Genomic DNA, 16,749 nt, shown 5'->3' on the forward strand with positions numbered 1-16,749 from the left:
CTTTTTAAGCTTGCTGAAACGATTCATCAAGTTTATAAAAAGGCACAACTCCAAGAAAGGCTGCCGCCATGACCCCGCTCAAACTCGTTGTTGCCCTCAGCGCACTGTCCGCTGCCTCCCACGCCATGGCCTGGGATTACGTTCTGCTCGACACCGACAAAGCCGCCCAGAACTGGCAGATCACCAGCCAGCAACTCGGCATAAAAACCGACAAACCCTTCAGCGTTACCCTGCGCACCTTGCACGGCGGTCGGCAGGAGGGCGTCAGCATCGTCGACATCGATAACGGCACGATGAAACTCTCGGTAGTACCAACTCGCGGCATGAACGTCTTGCAGGCCTCGGTCGGTGATGTGCGCATGGGCTGGGATTCGCCGGTCAAGGAGGTGGTCAATCCGTCCTTCATCGAACTCAATGGCCGCGGTGGCCTGGGCTGGCTGGAAGGTTTCAATGAACTGGTCACCCGCTGTGGATACGAATGGGTCGGCCACCCCGGCGTCGACAACGGTGAACTGCTGACCCTGCACGGTCGGGCCGCGAACATTCCTGCGAACAAAGTCACCCTGCACATCGATGAGAAACCACCGTACGCCATCACCCTGCGCGGTGAACTGAAAGAGCAGGCGTTCAAGAAGGTCGACTTCTCGGTCGCGACCGAACTGGTTACCGAACCCGCCAGCGTAGTGTTCGCCCTCAACGACACTCTGACCAACAACGGCGACTATCCCAAGGAATACCAGGCGCTGTATCACAGTAACTTCAGTACGCCGTTCCTGGAGCAGGGCGCTCGTTTCGCCGCGCCGGTAAAACAGGTGTCGCCGTTCAACGACAAGGCCAAGGGCGATCTGCCCGATTGGCAAACCTACCGCGCACCAACCAAGGACTACGACGAAACGGTTTACAACGTGGTGCCGTATGCCGATGCCAAGGGCGATACGTTGACGGTGTTGCATAACAAGGCCGGTAGCCTGGGCGTTGCGGTCGGCTTCAATACTCAGACACTGCCGGTGTTTTCCCTGTGGAAAAACACCGATACCCAGGGCCAGGGCTATGTCACGGGGCTGGAACCGGGGACAAGTTTTTCCTACAACCGTCGTTATCAGCGGCCACTGAACCTGGTCCCGACAATTGCGCCGAAGGAGCACAAGCAGTTCCGCATCAGCTACAGCTTGTTGGCGGATAAGGCGGCAGTGGACAAGGCCTTGAAGCAAGTGAGCGAGATCCAGGGTGGGCGGGAGACTGAGGTGCGGCAGACGCCGTTGGTTGATCTGACCAAGGGCTGACGCCAGGGATAATAAATCCGTCCCCTTTTAGACGGCCTCGGGCGCGCGGAAGGCCTTACTGTAATAGCCGGACTGGTCGAAACAGCAAACGTGCTTCTTGCCGGACGCGAGCATGTCGCAGGCATCACTGATTCGTTTTGCGCGCGTCTTGAGTTGCTTGGCTGAAGAAATCCAGTGTATCCAGTCGACTCGGGCGATGGTCGTCGTATTTTTCCAGACTTTATGAGCCTCTGGAGCGGCTGCCAGTGCCTCCTGAAGATCTGGCGGGATGTCAGGCTCGGGTTCCTTCTTCACAGGAGTTAGCTCGAGTGTAACGACATCCCCAATGGCCGCGCCGGCGGCTTCGAGTAACGCTCCGCTGACCTGCAGCCAATGGCTCAGCTGACCATCCGGCTCAAGGGTTGCCTGGAAAGGGTATCCATTGATCGTGCCTTCAACTGTCGTCCTTCCTCGCCTCGGCAGCTGTTCACTCGCGTCTCTTGGCAGTACCAAGAACGCCCAAGACGTATCATTGCCAGGCTTCGCCGGACGAAGAAGCGTTGCTTCGAATCGGGATTTCACATCGACTGTTGTCATTGCCACGCCTCCAACTGATACGTCTGGAAGGTCGACGCTACCGACTCGCCACGAGGCTGTCCAGCGGCTGCTGGTGGCCGCTGGTTGTCCTTCGCATCGTGCAACTAACGCCTCACAAGAACCCGTCCCGAACATTCCTTTGAGGAATGCCTCTTATAAAATTAATGAATTTTTCTTATCGGATTATCTGGCGTAGCTTGATTCAAGGACACGGAGAACCGCCTTGAAATCATCCCCTCTGAACTCAGCTGAAAAATTCGATACTTCACGGGCTAATGAGTACGCACGCCAGAGCCGTATCGCATTAGCCGGGTATGACGCCTGCCAGGATCTTGCTGCGTGCATGCTGGCGGCAAGCCTGGGCGATGCGCGCTCGGCGAAAGTGCTGGTGGTTGGCGCGGGTGGTACGGCTCAGGAGATTATTGCGATGGCAGCGCTGGAGCCGACCTGGCGCTTCACTGCCGTTGATCCATCCGAGCCGATGCTCGAGGCTGCGGCGCAGCAGTTGCAGGCAAACAATCTGCTTGAGCGAACCAGCCTGCATCTCGGCCATGTTGAAGACCTGGTTGCGGATGAGTCATACGACGCAGCGACCTTGATCGGGGTGCTCCATCATCTCGAGGGGGATGCTGCGAAGCGACAGATTTTACGCTCCATTCGGGTTCATCTAAAGCCGGGTGCGCCGTTGATTGTCGCCGGCAATCAATATGCTTATGCCAGCCAACCGTTATTGCTTGCGGCCTGGGGGCAACGGTGGCGACAGCATGGCGCCAGCGCGGATGAAGTGAAGGCCAAGCTGGGGAAAATCCTTCAGGGTGCCGACCCACCCCATTCCGAGGCGGCGGTTCAACAATTGATGTTTGACGCTGGATTCGCAGACGCTACGCGCTTTTTCAGTAGTCTGTTCTGGGGTGCCTGGCTAACGCGTAAAACCATTTGAACGGCAGCGATAGGTTGTGGTTTCTTGCCAATCGACGGAGCCTGCGCCTTGGTGTGTCAGTGGGGCTTGGGTTAGGATTGCCGGGTTTTTCAAGGATGAAACCGATGAAGTACCTCAAGGCCCTGAACGCCGCCGCAGAGCGTTTTCTAAGCAGGTTTACGCGTAAGCAGTTTCTCTTTGCCGCCATTGCGGTGACGGCACTCAATTATTTGCTGGCCTATACCGTCCCAGGGTACAGGTCCATCTATCTAGCCATGATCGGTGGCTGGCTGTTCGGCATGATTTTCGCGGGATTCCATTCTGCCAAGAGCGCCGAGAGCGAGTCATGAATGGCTGGCACTGCGCACGCTCAACGTCGGCGACGCCGCTGCTTTTGACTCCATCCTTCTAGATAATTTGCGCCAGGCGCAGCGCCACCGCTGTTGCCTGTTCGGCACTGGTGATGTTGGTGAAACCAAGCACCAGGCCATGCCTCGGCTCGGCTTCCAGGTACCACTGCGATAGCGGCTCGACGGCGATGCCAACGGACCGGGCACGCTGTGCCAACTGGTTGTCATCACCTTCGCGAAGGCCCACCACCAGGTGCATGCCGCCGGCCTGGGGGTTGATCAGCAGGCGGTCTCCCATTTGTTGTTGCAGCGCCTCCACCAGCCATTGGCGGCGGTGGGCGTAGAGGCTGCGCATTTTTTTCAGGTGCCGGGCGAAGTGCCCCTCGTTGAGGAATGCCGTGACGGTTGCCTGCAGGAGGTGCGGGCAGTGGTTATGCAGTCGGTCTGCCTGGCGGGCGAACGCTTCGCTCTGGTCGGCCGGTACCACCAGGTAGGCCAGGCGCAGGCCTGGAAACAGCACTTTACTGAAGGTCCCGGTGTAGAGCACGCGACCCTGTTGGTCGAGGCTCTTGAGGGCGGGCAGGGGTTTGCCCTGGTAGCGGTATTCGCTGTCGTAATCGTCCTCGATGATCCAACTGCCCCGGCTGTTGGCCCAGTCCAGCAGGGCCAGGCGCCGTGGCAGTGACAGCGACACTCCCAGCGGGCTCTGGTGGGTCGGCGTGACCACGGCGAAGCGGGCATCCGGGGCGCGGCGGATGCCTTGTGCGACGTCCAGTCCCTGGTCATCCACGGGCACCGGCACCAACTGTGCGCCGGCTTCCAGCAGGGCGTTGCGGGCCATGAAGTAGCCGGGTTCTTCCAGCCAGCAGCTATCGCCAGGCTGCATGAGGGTGTGGCTGATCAGGTCCAGGCACGCGCGATAGCCGGCGCAGACGAATATCTGCTCAGGGCGGCAGGTGATGCCGCGGGAGATGCCCAGGTAGGTGGCGATGGCCGCGCGCAACGGCGCATGGCCGCGTGGGTCCGGGTAGACCAGCCCCTCGAGGCCGGCCTGGCGCAACTGGCGGCCCGCCAGCCGGGTCCAGAGCTTGCGCGGAAAGGCATCCAGCGCTGGCAGGCCCATCTGCAGGGCGAGCGGCTGCGTCCCACTGTGGGTGGCCAGGTACGTGGTTGATGCCAGCGGGGGCTGATGGATGGGCGAGGAAACGGCTGCCAGGTGAGGGGTGACCACCGTCCCTGCGGCCCCGCGAGCTGTCAGGTAACCTTCGCCAATCAGTAGCTGGTACGCCGCTTCGACGGTGCCGCGCGCCAGGTTCAGCTCCGCCGCCAGTGCGCGAACGGCAGGCACCCGGTCTCCCGGGCGCAGGCGACCGTCGGCGATCGATTCACGAAATCGCTGATACAGCTGGCGATAGATGGGGGCTGGTTGGCAGCGATCCAGTTGGAAGGGCGGAATCATGGCCTAGTCATTTATGCATTTTTCGGCCCTGTAGCTTAAGCCATTACCGCCCTAAAGTGAGCCATCTGTTCACGGCGGACAACGCACATGCCTTACACCTTTCAACACCTCGACGACCCGCAGGCCTTGGCGGCCAGCTTTGCGCTGATGGGCGTGTTGCGCCCGCACCTCAATGACCAGGACCGCTATGTGGCGCAACTGGTTCGGCAGGCGGAGCAGGGCTACCGTTTGCTGGCCGCGCAGGAGGGCGAACGCCTGGTCGGCCTGGCCGGTTACCGCGAGTTGGAAAACCTGCTCTACGGGCGTTTCATCTACGTTGATGATCTGGTGGTCAGTCCCGAGCTGCAGCGCAGCGGCGTGGGCGCGCAACTGTTGAACGCGGTTCGCGAGCAGGCCGTGCAGCGCGATTGTGATCACCTGGTGCTGGATACCGGCCTGCATATGCCGTTGGCCCAACGCTTCTATTTTCGCCAGGGGCTGTTGGCCCGTGGCATGCATTTCACCCAGAGCCTGCGGGCAGGAAATCCGGCATGAATAATCTGTTGTTGCTCAATGCCAGCCCGCAGGGGCAGGTGTCCCACGCCAACCAGTTGGCACTGGAGCTGGTGGCCTCCCTGCGCAACCGCTATCCGCAGCTCGAACTGGCCGAGCGCGACCTCGGCGCGCAGCCGTTGCCCCCGCTGGATATGGACTATGCCCGTGCGCTGACCACGGCCACGCCCTTCGACTCGCCAACGTTCGAGTTGTCCGAGGCGTTGATCAGCGAATTGGAGCGCAGCGATATGCTGCTGATAGCCACGCCGATGCACAACTTTACCCTGCCGGCCGCGCTCAAGCTGTGGATCGACTACGTCCTGCGCATTCACCGCACATTCAGCTCGGGCCCCGAGGGCAAGACCGGCCTGCTGTGCGATCGCCCGGTGTACGTGATTGTCGGTTCCGGTGGTTTTCACCAGGGTGAGCGGGCCCGGCAAGCGGATTTCCTGAGTTCGTACCTGCGCCATGTGCTGAATACCCTTGGGCTGTTCGACCTGCACTTTTCTTATCTTCAGGGCTTGGTGTTGGGTGAGGAGGCCGTCCGCGCAACGCTCGACGATAGCCGCGCCCGGCTGGCGCTGGAGCCGCTGTTCAATCATCTCGTTTGTGCCTGAGCCATTTTTTCTACCGAGGAGTTTCACCATGAGCCAACTCAGACTGCCGTTTCCGTCCCTGTCGCCTGCCGCCTACCAGGGCCTGCTCGCCACCAACACGGCGCTGGCCGACAGCTCCCTGGGCTTGCCGCTGCTGGAGCTGGTGTACTTGCGCATCTCGCAGATCAACGGCTGCGCGTTCTGCCTGGGCAAACATGCGCAGACCTTGCGCGACAGTGAGGTGGCGCAAGAGAAGCTGGATTGCCTGGCGGGCTGGCGCATCAGCGAACTGTTCAACGCCCGCGAACGCGCCGCACTGGCCTGGGCCGAGACACTCACCTACGTCAGTGAGAAGGGCGCGCCAGACGAATTGTACGAGCCATTGAAAGCGCACTTCAGCGATGTCGAGATTAGCGACCTGACGTTGGCCGCGGCCTTGATGAATGCGTTTAACCGGCTGGCGGTGGGGATGAAGCTCTAAGGGCAAAAATCCTATTCTCAAAACCCAGGGCGAGCCTGATAATCCGCGCAACCGCGCGCACTGTAGGAGCGGGTGCCTGCTCCTACAACTTTTCACCCAGGTTGAGGGATTATCCTTGGTTAGCACATCAGCTGTTCACACCCTGCGTCCGCTGTCCGAACTGGATTACTACGACTGTCGCTCGGCCGCGCTGGCTGCGGATGTCAGTGTGCTTGAGGCATGGAACATCATTACCGCGCAAACGGGGTGGTTCATGCGCCTGGCGTTCCGGGTGAGGGACCGGATTTCCTCGCTGTTCGGGGTGAAGCGCATCGGCGGTTTTTCCGCTACCCAGCGCGAGACAGTCAGTGTGGGGGACTACCTGGATTTTTTCCGGGTGGAGCATTGTGCCCCCGACGTGTTGGTTTTGACCGAGCGGGACCGGCACCTGGATGTGATGATTTGCCTGTCGATAAGCGCTCGAGTGATGACGATCACCTCATCGGTGATCACCCACAACGCCTTCGGCCGCGCCTACATGGTGCCGGTCGGTCCAGCGCACAAGGTGATCATCAAGCGCAATCTGCGGCAACTGCAGCGCACGCTGGCAGAGCGCGCATCAGCGCTCACGGACTAGCAGCGGATCACTGCCGATCAATGTCGCGCCGCAGGACCACTGCGGTGGTGATGTCTTCAACGGATTCGTGAATCGCGACGGCGTCCCTGACTCGATTGAGGTCATCGATGGTGCGCGATTCAACCTCGATCACCAGGTCGAGCTGGCCACTGACCGAGGAGACGCGCCGTACCTGGGAGTTCTGGGCCAGGAGGTCGAGCAGGCCGATGGCGGGGGTGCGTTTCAGGCTGACCAGCAAGATGGCGCGAATCACGTGGGCGTCGATTTCGCCGATGTCGGCGCGGTAGCCGCGGATCACGCCGTTGCGTTCCAGGTTGATCACGCGCTCGCTGGTAGCACTGCGTGAGAGGCCAATCCTCGCGGCCAGGGCCTTCAGGGCGATGCGTGCTTCTTTCGACAGGATTTCCAGGATTTCGCGGTCTTTGGTGTCCAGGTCGCGCATATCAACTCCCCATTTTTGCTGCCGATTTTGTGCCGGTCGATTCCGACAATATGCAGGCCAAAGCCGACCGTATACTTACTGCCTTCCCTGGTTTCGCGTGCCAAGCTATCTGAAAAAAATGGCTTGGAAAACAATTACTATGACTAATCTTTCGCATCCTGCCCCGCAGTTCTCGACAGGCGATGCCGAAAAGCTGGGCGCGCAGCTTTTCAACGTAATCGGTACCGCCACGCCGCTGGACGGTGAGCGAGATCGCAACTATCGGTTGCAGACCCAAAGCGATGCAGGGTGGATCCTGAAAGTCGTCAACTCCACCGAGCCACGGGTTGAAAGCGAGTTCCAGACGGCCATTCTCAGCCACCTCGCCAGGCACAATCCCGAGCTGACCGTGCCGTTCCTGAAGAAGAGCCTGGCCGGCGATTTCCTCGCCACGGCAGTGGCGGCCTCCGGCGAGACCCATGCGGTGCGCCTGGTCAGCTGGCTGCACGGCACGCCGATGGCCGAGGTCGAGCGTACCTTCGAATTGATGCGCAGCCTTGGCCAGTCCTTCGGTGAGATCGATCGGGCGCTGCAGGGCTTTATGCACCCCGGCGCGGTCCGCGATCTGGACTGGGATCTGCGCCACGCCGCCCGTTCGCGGGCACGCCTGCACTTCGTCAAGGACCCGGCCAAAAGGGCGATTCTGCAGCGCTTCATCGAGACCTTCGAACAACAGGTCCAGCCCCGGCTTGCGCGCCTGCGTGCCCAGGTGATTCACAATGACGGCAACGACTGGAACATCCTCGTCGATTCCGGCGATCACCAAAAAGTCTCGGGCATCATCGATTTTGGCGATGCGGTGCACACGATTCTGATCGCCGAAGTAGCCATCACCTGCGCCTATTCGATTCTCGACATGCAGGACCCCATCGGCGCGGCCGCCGCCCTGGCTGCCGGGTTCCATGAGAAGTACCCGCTGCAGCCGGAGGAACTGGACGTCCTGTTCAACCTGATCGCCATGCGCCTGGTGACCAGCGTGACCTTGTCGGCCTCGCGCCACGACCAGACGCAAGACAACCCTTACCTTGCCATCAGCGAAGCACCGGCCTGGCGCCTGCTGGAGCGGATGGACGCGATGAACCCGCGCCTGGCGACAGCAATCCTGCGCAAGGCCTGTGGGTTTGACGCGGTCGAAGGCGCGGGGGCGATTCGCCGCTGGGTGGCGCAGAATAGCCAGTCCTTCGCGGATATCGTGCGGCCTTCGGCGGCGAGCATGAACAAGGCCATTGCGCCGTTCGGCGATGCCGCCCATGTGATGACTGTCGCTTCCGCCGAGCAGCGTCCGGCAGAGGCCACCCAGTGGTGGGAAGACTTTGCGGCCGAGCACAAGGTGCCGCTGGGCATCGGGCCGTGGGGCGAGGAAAGAACCATCTACACCGACGCTGCGTTCGAGTCGCGCTTCATCCAGGGGCAACGGCGCATCGTGCACGTCGGTGTCGACCTGATCATGCCCGCTGGCACGCCGCTCTATACGCCGGTCGCCGGGGTGGTGCAGAGCGTCGAGGTCGAGTGGGAGCCGTTGGGCTACGGCGGCCTGATCATGCTCAAGCACTCCCCTGAAGGATGCCCGCCATTCCTGACCCTGTGGGGCCACATGGCCCATGAAGCGCTAAGTCGCCTGAAGCCCGGTGATCAGCTGGAAGCGGGGGCGCTGGTCGGGCACATGGGGGCGGATCAGGAAAACGGCGGGTGGATTCCCCACGTGCATTTCCAGATGTCCACGGACATCGGCCTGAAAGCGAGCGAGTTCATCGGGGTCGGTGAACGGGCCTATCGTGAGGTCTGGGCCGATGTGTTCCCCGACACCTCGACGCTGGCCGGGATCCCGCCAGAAACCTACAGCCAGGATGGACGCACCAAGGCTGAGATTGTCGCCAAGCGCAAGGAGCTGCTGCTGCCCAACCTGTCGATTTCCTATTCTGACCCGATCAAGTTCGTGCGCGGCGATGGGGTCTGGTTGATCGATAACTTTGGCCGGGCCTATCTGGACTGCTTCAATAACGTGTGCCACCTCGGCCACTCCCATCCGGATGTGGTGCAAGCACTGGCGCGCCAGGCAGGACGCCTGAACACCAACACCCGCTACCTGCACGACAATATCGTGGAGTATGCCGAGCGGCTCACCGCGACCTTGCCGGAAGGCTTGGCGGTGGCGTCCTTTGGCTGTTCCGGCAGTGAAGCCAACAGCCTCATGCTGCGCATGGCGCGCAACCACACCGGGCGCAACGATGCCATCGTGCTGGATTGGGCTTACCACGGCACCACTCAGGAACTGATTGACCTCAGCCCCTACAAGTACAAGCGCAAGGCCGGTAAGGGCCGGGCCGAACATGTGTTTGAAGCGACCGTGCCGGATGCCTACCGTGCGCCGGACGATTGGCCGTTCGAGGAGCTGGGCAAGCGTTTTGCGCAAAGCGTGGCGGAGCAGATTGACTGCATGCGCAAGCAGGGCAGGGCCCCGGCATTTTTCTTGGCAGAGTCGATTCCCAGCGTCGCCGGGCAATTGTTCTTCCCTGAAAACTACCTCAAGGAAGTCTATGCCATGGTTCGCGCCGAGGGCGGCCTGTGCCTGGCTGACGAGGTCCAGGTCGGCTTTGGTCGGGTCGGCAGTCACTGGTGGGCGTTTGAAACCCAGGGCGTGGTGCCCGACGCAGTGACCATGGGCAAACCGATTGGCAACGGCCATCCGATGTCGGCGGTGGTGACCACCCGGGAGATCGCCGACAGCTTCAACAACGGTATGGAGTACTTCAATACCTTTGCCGGCAGTCCGGTGTCTTGTGCGGTGGGGCTTTCGGTACTGGAGGTGATTGAGCGCGATAACCTCAAGCTCAATGCGTTGACCATGGGTAACTATCTGCTCGACGGTTTCCGCAAGCTGCAGCAGCGCTACGAGGTGATCGGCGACGTGCGCGGACAGGGCCTGTTCCTTGGGATTGAACTGGTCACCGACCGCAAGACCAAGGTGCCCGCCACGCACATGGCCAAGCTGGTCGCCGATGGTGCCCGCGAGCGAGGCATCCTGATCGGTACCGAAGGTCCGTATGACAACGTGCTGAAAATGCGTCCCTCGATGATTTTCAGCCAGGCCAATGCGGACTTCCTGCTGGAAGTGCTGGACGACAGCTTCCGGGCAGCACTCCAGTAAATCCCCGCAAACGGCGTGCGACAACCACGGTGTCGCACGCCGTTTGCGGCTGGTGCAAAGCCTGGGAGTGATCAAGCGGTTGGCAGCTTCACGAGCGGTTGTGTACTATCGGCGCTGGCCGCTGCTGCCCGCCGCTCGCTCCCGTTGGGAAAGGTGAAAGCAGGTTTTTTTCAAACTCTCCTGTATCACTCTTGATAGTCGAGATTTGGCAACGCGAGCACCAGAATGCTTCGACTCCGGGAGTCACAATGCTGTCTATCCTCAAAGCCAAGCAAATGGCCAAGCACCTGCGTGCTTCGCTCGAGCAGCACCATCAACCAGTGTCCCACTCCACCGCGCTTGAACTGGTCGCCCAGCAGTTGGGCTACAAGGACTGGAACACCGCCTCGGCACTGCTGCCAGAAGAAAATCCCCAGCCCGCTGTGACCTTCGACAAAGCCATTCCAATCCTGCGAATGTTCGACGAAGCCAAGGCGCGGGAGTTTTATCTGGATTTCCTGGGGTTCAGCGTCGAATTCGAACATCGCTTCGAAGCGGATCTGCCGCTGTACCTGGGCATCAGCCGTAACGGCCTGCAACTGCACCTGTCTGAACACCATGGCGATGCGAGCCCCGGGGCGACGATATTCGTGCCGATGCACAACATCGACATGCTCCGCGATGAGTTGCAGGGCAAACGCTACGGTTACGGACGTCCGGAGATAGTCGAGCAGGGCTGGGGCAAGGTTCTGGAAGTGTACGACCCGTTCGGCAACCGGATTCGCTTCTGCCAAAGCTGATGGGGTGATGGGGTGATGGGCACGGCGCTTTAGCCAGGGCCCAGCATAGGTTTCTACACAACTTTGTAGTGGCCTGTGGCGAGGGAACTTGCTGCCGTGGCGGTCTCTGGGGTGTTGGATTAGGCGGAGTACATATCCATTTCTTCGGTAACGGCCTCCTATGGTTCCGCCTGACGGCGGCTCACTTTTGAACAGCCCAAAAGTAAGCAAAAGGCTCTTGCCCCACCACTTGGCACCTCGCTTGGGCTCGGTGTGCCCTCACTCCGGCTTGAATCCGTGGGCCGCCGCCACGCGCCATCCATGGCGCGGGGCGGCTAACCCGGCGTCCTGCCGGGTTACCCACGGCTTCAAGCCTGCGTTCGGCCAGCGTGGTTAACGGGGCGCCCAGGATCAAAAGCCAGAGCCAGAGCCAGAGCCAGAGCGAGATCAAAAGATTGCTGACTTCGTCAGCGTCTTAGGAAGTAGAAGCCACACCGCGCATGCCCTAGCGATCAGGTCGGCTCTAAGGCCGCCTCGCTTTGTTTTTGATCCTGAGCGCCCCGTTAACCACGCTGGCCGGAGTCCGATATTGATTTGGGGGGTAAACCGGCAGGACGCCGGTTTAGCCGCACTGGGCCAGGGAGGGCCCATTGCGGCGGCCCCCCAAATCAATGTCGGAGTACGGGCATGCCGAGCCTAAGCGAGGCACCGAGTGGTGGGGTAAAAGCGTTTTGCTTACTTTTGCGCTGTTCAAAAGTGAGCCGCCGTCAGGCGGAACCATAGGAGGCCGTTACCGCAAAAATGGATATGTACTCGGTCTAATCCCACATCCCGGTCCGCCCACAGGTGCAACGTCGCACCACAGTTGTGTAGATACCTATGCAGGGCCCAGGCACCTACCCGAATCCACGCACGTGGTCAGATAGGTGCCTGGGCCTTGCCGGCCAGCGCGTTTTAGCGAATGGCCGCCAGGCAGCTTTCGAAAATATCCAGGCCTGCTTCCAGGACGTCTGGCTCGATCGTCAGCGGTGGCAGCAGGCGGATGATGTGCCGGGATTTTCCGCTGGGCATTAGCAAAAGTCCCTGCTGCCTGGCGCTTTCCAGTAGCTGTGCCAATACCGCAGTGGCGGGCGCGCCTTCGGGTGTGAGTAGCTCAATGCCGCGCATGGCCCCGACACCCGTCAACTTACCGAGATAGGGCGACAGCTTGTCTTGCTGCCAGGCCTGATAGCGGCTGAGGATGGCCTGTTCCTGCGACTCGCCCCAGGCCGCCAGGTTGGCATCGGTCATCTGGTCCAGGGTGGCCAGCGCCGCTGCGCAGGCAATCGGGTTGCCGGAGTAAGTGCCGCCCAGTCCGCCTTTGGGCAAGGTGTCGAGCAGTGCTTTTTTACCCACCACCGCGCCCAGCGGCAGACCGCCGGCAATGCTTTTGCCCAGCAAGATCAAATCCGGTTCGATGCCCAGTCGGGTGAAGGCAAAACGTTGCCCGGTACGCCCGAATCCAGACTGGATTTCATCGGCGATGAGCAGGATGCCGTGGTCATCGCAAAACTTGCGCAGTGCTAGTGCAAAGGGCGGCTCGAGCGCCAGGAACCCACCTTCGCCCTGCACCGGTTCGAGAATGAAACAGGCCACTTCATTAACGTCGATCTCGACGCTGAACAGCCGGTCCAGGGCCTTGAGTGCTTCCTCAGTCGTGACCCCGTTGTCTTTACTGGGGTAGGGCAGGTGATAGACCGGGCCTGGCAAGGTGCCGACCCGCTGTTTGTAGGGCGCGACTTTGCCGTTCAGGTTCAGGGTGGCCAAGGTCCGTCCATGGAAGCCGCCATCAAAGGCTATGACCGCCGTACGACCGGTCGCCGCGCGGACGATTTTCAGCGCGTTTTCTGCCGCCTCCGCGCCGCTGTTGGTCAGCATGCCGCTGACCGCATAAGACACCGGGATGAACCTGGCCAGGCGCTCCATAAACTGCTTGTACGGTTCGTGCGGCGCGGCGTTAAAGGCGTAGTGGGTCAGCCGGCTGGCTTGCGTGCACACCGCCTCGACAATCGGTGGGTTGCAATGACCCAGGTTGAGCACGCCGATGCCACCGACGAAGTCGATGTAGCGCTTGCCGTCCGTGTCCCAGACATGGGCATTGAGACCGTGGCTCAAGGTTATGGGGTGGACAATGGCGATGGACTCGCTGATGGATGACGCGGTCATTGGGTGGCCCCTGGCTGCATGGATTTTCTCCAATGAAAGCGAGGATCGCCTGGCTACCACAAGCGAAAAGAAATGCCGCGGTCATTCCATAAACTCTTGAAGTATTTCGGCGCCGGATTTTTCAACCCGGCGCAACGCTGCGTCGACCTCGCATTCAGCAGCCACGGCGCTGTGCCATGGCGCGCGAGGCAGAGGTTTGCAGCGAGCGTTTCGCGCTCCACCCGGCATAGTGTCGGCCAACTCCGGCAATGTGTCAGGCAGGCTGACACCTTGCCTGGTGCATTCCAAAATTGCCTATGCAAGACTTTTCGTGAAGGCTGGGTGAACAACCCCTGAAAAATAAATAATAATTCTTCGAAGGTGCCAACCGATGCTAACCAGAAAGCTCAAAGGCTTGATTGTCGCTTCCACCGTGGCGGCCGCGGCGCTACTTTCCACCTCCTCTGTTCTGGCTGACGATCTGCAGAAGATCCAGGAGGCCAAGGAGATCCGGATCGCCATGAGCGGTCAGTACTCTCCCTTCAGCTTTGCCAATGAACAGAACCAGATTGTCGGCTTCGACGCCTCCATCAGCGAGGCCCTGGCCGAGCGCATGGGGGTCAAGGTGACAATCGTCACCACGCCATTCGACGGGATCATCGCCGGTCTCCTGGCGAAGAAATACGACGCCATCATCGCCTCCATGACCATTACCCCGGAACGCCAGAAGGCCGTGGATTTTGTCGGGCCCTATTACCATGCGGGCCGCACGATCGTGGTCAAGGAAGACTCACCCATCAAGAGCCTGGATGACCTCAAGGATGTGACCGTCGGCGTCACGCTCGGCGATGCCCACGACAAGTGGGCCCGGGCGCGTGGCAACCTCAAGGTCAGGACCTACAAAGGGCTGCCGGAAATGCTGGTCGACCTCGAGGCCGGGCGGATCAACGCGCTGGTGATGGACAGTGTTCCGGTGCTGGTGGCCGTCAAGGAAACCGGGCAGAAGGTGCGCATCATTACCCCGCCCGAGAGCGACGGTGGCATTGAAGGCATGGGCATTGCGCTGCGCAAGAACAACCCTGAGCTCAAGGCGACGATGCAGCAGGCCCTGCAGGACATGCTCGCCGACGGCACCTACGAAAAGATCTCGATGAAGTGGATTGGCAACGATATCCGCTGATTCATCGCAGGCCTGGCTCGACCTCGGGTCGGGCCAGTCAATCCGACTTTTCCGAGGGTTCCCATGGATCTGACACTCATACAGCGCACATTCCCGTTTTTCCTCGAAGCGGCGTGGATTACCGTGCAAATCTCGGTGTTGGCTCTGCTCCTGGGTTTGCTGGTGGCTTTCGTGCTGGTGGCTGCGCGGTTGTCCACGGTGTTCCTGTTCCGGTGCCTGGCAAGAATCTACGTCAGCGTTTTTCGCGGCACGCCGTGCCTGGTTCAATTGTTCATCATTTACTTCGGCGGGCCGCAGATCGGCCTTGAGCTGGAGCCGTTCGCCGCAGGGGTGATTGGCCTGGGCCTGAACATTGCGGCCTACATGGCCGAGTCCATTCGCGGCGCCATCAGCAACGTCGACCCGGGCCAGGAAGAAGCCGCTCGCTCCATTGGGTTCGGGCGCCGCCAGACGTTGTGGCTGGTCACGCTGCCCCAGGCTGCCAAGTTGATGATTCGCCCGCTGGGGGTCAACGCGGTCGCACTGATCAAAGGCTCGGCCCTGGTATCGACTATTTCGGTGGTTGAACTTTCCTATACCGCGCAACGTTTTATCAGCTCGACCTACAAACCCTTTGAAATTTTCATGGTGTCAGCGTTGCTGTACATCGTGATGGTCTACTCGGTTCGATTTGTCGTCGACTATCTCGATAATCGTTTCGCGGCAAGGTGAGTACATACCCATGCAAGGTCTGGATCTAAGCATAGTTACACCTTATTCCGAGTTGCTGGCGACGGGTCTGTGGTGGACGGTCGTGATGTTCGTCAGTTCCAGCATCTTGAGTTTGCTGGCGGGGATCGCCTTCGCGCTGATCGTGCTGTATGCGCCGAAACTGATGGCGCTGCCTGTGCGTTTTATTACCTGGCTACTGATGGGTACGCCACTGCTGCTGCAGTTGTACGTGATTTATTACGGCCTGGTGCAGGTCGGTATCGACATTCCCGCATTGGGGGCGGGCATCATTGGTTTAAGCCTGCACTTTGCGGTCTACAACGCCGACGTGATTCGCGCCGGCGTGGTGTCAGTGGACCCTGGGCAGATCGAAGGGGCTCGCTCCATTGGCCTGAGCCGTGGCCAGACCCAGCGTTACGTCATCGTCCCACAAGCGCTGCGCAGCACCATTGCCCCCCTGGGCAATAACCTGATTGTCCTGCTGAAGGACACGTCGCTGGTTTCCATCATCGGTATTGCCGAGTTGGTGTATAGCGCCCAGCTTGCCGTGAGTGAAACCTACAGCCCGTTTGAGTTCTATCTGACTGTTGCGGTTATTTACTATGCAGCCAATCTGGTTCTGGAAGTCGGCCTGCACCTTCTCGAAAAAAAGGTAGAGATGTCACGATGAACAGTGAAAAATTCATGGTTGAGGTCAAGGGTGCACGTAAGGCTTACGGCGCACTCGAAGTACTCAAGGGCATCGATCTTTCGGTCTCGCGCGGACAAATCGTCGCCATCATCGGCCCTAGTGGTTCGGGTAAAAGCACGCTGTTGCGGTCAATCAATCAGTTGGAAGTGCTTAACGATGGCGAGATCTGGCTGGAGGGTGAACAAGTCAATCGGCCTTTGAAAGGCCGCGCTTATGAGCAGCATATCAACGCGGTGCGCCAGCAGATGGGCATGGTGTTCCAGCACTTCAACCTGTTTCCGCACCTGACCGTGTTTGAAAACATTGCCCTTGGCCCGATCAAGCTCAAAGGCCTTTCGAAAAAAGCCTCGCGTGAACTGGCAATGGAATATTTGTCAAAAGTGGGCTTGGCCAACAAGTTCGATGAGTATCCTTCGCGGCTGTCGGGCGGCCAGAAGCAGCGCGTGGCGATTGCCAGGGCGCTGGCGATGCAGCCTAAGGTGATGCTCTTCGATGAGGCGACATCGGCACTCGACCCAGAGCTTGTCGAAGAGGTCAACCAGGTCATGAAGCAGCTCGCTGCCGAGCATATGACCATGTTGATCGTCACCCACGAAATGCGGTTTGCCGGCGAAGTGGCGGATCGGATTGTGTTTATGGACGGAGGGGTGGTAGTGGAGGAGGGTGCACCGCAGGACATCCTGCAAAACCCCGTCCACGAGCGGACTCGGTCATTCCTGAAAAAGCATCTGCACGATCGGTAGCGTGTACGGGTTCTCTCTGTAGGAGCGGGCGCCCGCTTG

17 protein-coding genes are annotated in these 16,749 nt (G+C 60.2%); 13 read left to right on the forward strand and 4 right to left on the reverse strand.

Translation table 11 applies throughout. The features are described 5' to 3' along the window. Window positions 1-68: 68 nt before the first annotated feature. Window positions 69-1,283: an aldose 1-epimerase family protein gene (locus PspS04_RS11950; protein ID WP_159995448.1), complete on the forward strand. Its 1,215-nt coding sequence runs from the start codon at window positions 69-71 to the stop codon at window positions 1,281-1,283. Window positions 1,284-1,310: 27 nt separating this feature from the next. Here the strand turns inward: PspS04_RS11950 and PspS04_RS11955 are convergent, their stop codons facing one another. Continuing rightward, entirely contained in the window at window positions 1,311-1,859 is a 549-nt protein-coding gene (locus PspS04_RS11955; protein WP_159995450.1) for a YdeI/OmpD-associated family protein, read from the reverse strand. A 223-nt stretch (window positions 1,860-2,082) separates the two neighbouring features. Between PspS04_RS11955 and PspS04_RS11960 the strand changes: the two genes are divergently transcribed. Next, the gene (locus tag PspS04_RS11960) at window positions 2,083-2,799 is read left to right on the forward strand and encodes a class I SAM-dependent methyltransferase (protein ID WP_159995452.1); all 717 of its coding nucleotides are present in this window, start codon (window positions 2,083-2,085) and stop codon (window positions 2,797-2,799) included. Window positions 2,800-2,903: 104 nt separating this feature from the next. Then, window positions 2,904-3,128, forward strand: coding sequence for a hypothetical protein (locus tag PspS04_RS11965; RefSeq protein WP_095169730.1), 225 nt, complete (start codon window positions 2,904-2,906; stop codon window positions 3,126-3,128). A 58-nt stretch (window positions 3,129-3,186) separates the two neighbouring features. Here the strand turns inward: PspS04_RS11965 and pdxR are convergent, their stop codons facing one another. Continuing rightward, complete coding sequence (pdxR, locus tag PspS04_RS11970; protein WP_159995454.1) at window positions 3,187-4,587, reverse strand: MocR-like pyridoxine biosynthesis transcription factor PdxR; 1,401 nt, start codon at window positions 4,585-4,587, stop codon at window positions 3,187-3,189. A gap of 87 nt (window positions 4,588-4,674) precedes the next feature. On the opposite strand from pdxR, the gene PspS04_RS11975 reads away from it, so the two are divergent. The 4 genes from PspS04_RS11975 to PspS04_RS11990 all read left to right on the forward strand — a co-directional run bounded on the left by PspS04_RS11975 (window position 4,675) and on the right by PspS04_RS11990 (window position 6,814). Continuing rightward, window positions 4,675-5,121, forward strand: coding sequence for a GNAT family N-acetyltransferase (locus tag PspS04_RS11975; RefSeq protein ID WP_159995456.1), 447 nt, complete (start codon window positions 4,675-4,677; stop codon window positions 5,119-5,121). Next, the gene (locus PspS04_RS11980; RefSeq protein WP_159995458.1) at window positions 5,118-5,738 is read left to right on the forward strand and encodes an FMN-dependent NADH-azoreductase; all 621 of its coding nucleotides are present in this window, start codon (window positions 5,118-5,120) and stop codon (window positions 5,736-5,738) included. The genes PspS04_RS11975 and PspS04_RS11980 overlap by 4 nt, the downstream gene beginning before the upstream one ends. Before the next feature lie 28 nt (window positions 5,739-5,766). Then, window positions 5,767-6,198, forward strand: coding sequence for a carboxymuconolactone decarboxylase family protein (locus tag PspS04_RS11985; protein WP_159995460.1), 432 nt, complete (start codon window positions 5,767-5,769; stop codon window positions 6,196-6,198). A 115-nt stretch (window positions 6,199-6,313) separates the two neighbouring features. Then, a complete protein-coding gene (locus PspS04_RS11990; protein ID WP_159995462.1) occupies window positions 6,314-6,814 on the forward strand; it encodes a DUF2867 domain-containing protein in 501 nt (166 codons plus the stop codon). A gap of 7 nt (window positions 6,815-6,821) precedes the next feature. Here PspS04_RS11990 and PspS04_RS11995 read toward each other — a convergent pair whose 3' ends face one another. Next, a complete protein-coding gene (locus PspS04_RS11995) occupies window positions 6,822-7,256 on the reverse strand; it encodes an Lrp/AsnC family transcriptional regulator (protein WP_095169736.1) in 435 nt (144 codons plus the stop codon). 139 nt (window positions 7,257-7,395) lie between these two features. On the opposite strand from PspS04_RS11995, the gene PspS04_RS12000 reads away from it, so the two are divergent. Next, window positions 7,396-10,443, forward strand: coding sequence for an aminotransferase class III-fold pyridoxal phosphate-dependent enzyme (locus PspS04_RS12000; protein WP_159995464.1), 3,048 nt, complete (start codon window positions 7,396-7,398; stop codon window positions 10,441-10,443). A gap of 248 nt (window positions 10,444-10,691) precedes the next feature. Then, window positions 10,692-11,222, forward strand: a complete 531-nt coding sequence (locus PspS04_RS12005; protein ID WP_095169738.1) for a glyoxalase superfamily protein — start codon at window positions 10,692-10,694, stop codon at window positions 11,220-11,222. A gap of 933 nt (window positions 11,223-12,155) precedes the next feature. On the opposite strand, the gene PspS04_RS12010 is transcribed toward PspS04_RS12005, so the two are convergent. Then, window positions 12,156-13,406 (reverse strand): 2-aminoadipate transaminase, encoded by a 1,251-nt coding sequence (locus PspS04_RS12010; RefSeq protein ID WP_159995466.1) that lies wholly within the window; start codon window positions 13,404-13,406, stop codon window positions 12,156-12,158. Window positions 13,407-13,776: 370 nt separating this feature from the next. Between PspS04_RS12010 and PspS04_RS12015 the strand changes: the two genes are divergently transcribed. The 4 genes from PspS04_RS12015 (at window position 13,777) to PspS04_RS12030 (ending at window position 16,710) form a co-directional block, all read left to right on the forward strand. Then, window positions 13,777-14,565, forward strand: coding sequence for an ABC transporter substrate-binding protein (locus PspS04_RS12015; protein WP_095168529.1), 789 nt, complete (start codon window positions 13,777-13,779; stop codon window positions 14,563-14,565). Window positions 14,566-14,628: 63 nt separating this feature from the next. After that, entirely contained in the window at window positions 14,629-15,276 is a 648-nt protein-coding gene (locus PspS04_RS12020) for an amino acid ABC transporter permease (RefSeq protein WP_159995468.1), read from the forward strand. A 10-nt stretch (window positions 15,277-15,286) separates the two neighbouring features. Further along, window positions 15,287-15,946 (forward strand): amino acid ABC transporter permease, encoded by a 660-nt coding sequence (locus tag PspS04_RS12025; RefSeq protein ID WP_095168526.1) that lies wholly within the window; start codon window positions 15,287-15,289, stop codon window positions 15,944-15,946. After that, window positions 15,943-16,710 carry an amino acid ABC transporter ATP-binding protein gene (locus PspS04_RS12030; protein ID WP_095168525.1) on the forward strand — a complete coding sequence of 256 codons (768 nt, stop codon included), beginning with the start codon at window positions 15,943-15,945 and terminating at the stop codon, window positions 16,708-16,710. The genes PspS04_RS12025 and PspS04_RS12030 overlap by 4 nt, the downstream gene beginning before the upstream one ends. The last annotated feature ends 39 nt before the right edge of the window (window positions 16,711-16,749 follow it).

It is taken from the genome of Pseudomonas sp. S04 (assembly GCF_009834545.1).
Taxonomy (GTDB): Bacteria; Pseudomonadota; Gammaproteobacteria; order Pseudomonadales; family Pseudomonadaceae; genus Aquipseudomonas.

What these genes read in the sequence shown, in the direction of transcription:
- PspS04_RS11950 (WP_159995448.1), top strand. Translation starts at nt 69, where the DNA reads ATGACCCCGCTCAAACTCGTTGTTGCCCTCAGCGCACTGTCCGCTGCC.
- PspS04_RS11955 (WP_159995450.1), bottom strand. Translation starts at nt 1,859, where the DNA reads ATGACAACAGTCGATGTGAAATCCCGATTCGAAGCAACGCTTCTTCGT.
- PspS04_RS11965 (WP_095169730.1), top strand. Translation starts at nt 2,904, where the DNA reads ATGAAGTACCTCAAGGCCCTGAACGCCGCCGCAGAGCGTTTTCTAAGC.
- pdxR (WP_159995454.1), bottom strand. Translation starts at nt 4,587, where the DNA reads ATGATTCCGCCCTTCCAACTGGATCGCTGCCAACCAGCCCCCATCTAT.
- PspS04_RS11975 (WP_159995456.1), top strand. Translation starts at nt 4,675, where the DNA reads ATGCCTTACACCTTTCAACACCTCGACGACCCGCAGGCCTTGGCGGCC.
- PspS04_RS11980 (WP_159995458.1), top strand. Translation starts at nt 5,118, where the DNA reads ATGAATAATCTGTTGTTGCTCAATGCCAGCCCGCAGGGGCAGGTGTCC.
- PspS04_RS11985 (WP_159995460.1), top strand. Translation starts at nt 5,767, where the DNA reads ATGAGCCAACTCAGACTGCCGTTTCCGTCCCTGTCGCCTGCCGCCTAC.
- PspS04_RS11995 (WP_095169736.1), bottom strand. Translation starts at nt 7,256, where the DNA reads ATGCGCGACCTGGACACCAAAGACCGCGAAATCCTGGAAATCCTGTCG.
- PspS04_RS12000 (WP_159995464.1), top strand. Translation starts at nt 7,396, where the DNA reads ATGACTAATCTTTCGCATCCTGCCCCGCAGTTCTCGACAGGCGATGCC.
- PspS04_RS12005 (WP_095169738.1), top strand. Translation starts at nt 10,692, where the DNA reads ATGCTGTCTATCCTCAAAGCCAAGCAAATGGCCAAGCACCTGCGTGCT.
- PspS04_RS12010 (WP_159995466.1), bottom strand. Translation starts at nt 13,406, where the DNA reads ATGACCGCGTCATCCATCAGCGAGTCCATCGCCATTGTCCACCCCATA.
- PspS04_RS12015 (WP_095168529.1), top strand. Translation starts at nt 13,777, where the DNA reads ATGCTAACCAGAAAGCTCAAAGGCTTGATTGTCGCTTCCACCGTGGCG.
- PspS04_RS12020 (WP_159995468.1), top strand. Translation starts at nt 14,629, where the DNA reads ATGGATCTGACACTCATACAGCGCACATTCCCGTTTTTCCTCGAAGCG.
- PspS04_RS12025 (WP_095168526.1), top strand. Translation starts at nt 15,287, where the DNA reads ATGCAAGGTCTGGATCTAAGCATAGTTACACCTTATTCCGAGTTGCTG.
- PspS04_RS12030 (WP_095168525.1), top strand. Translation starts at nt 15,943, where the DNA reads ATGAACAGTGAAAAATTCATGGTTGAGGTCAAGGGTGCACGTAAGGCT.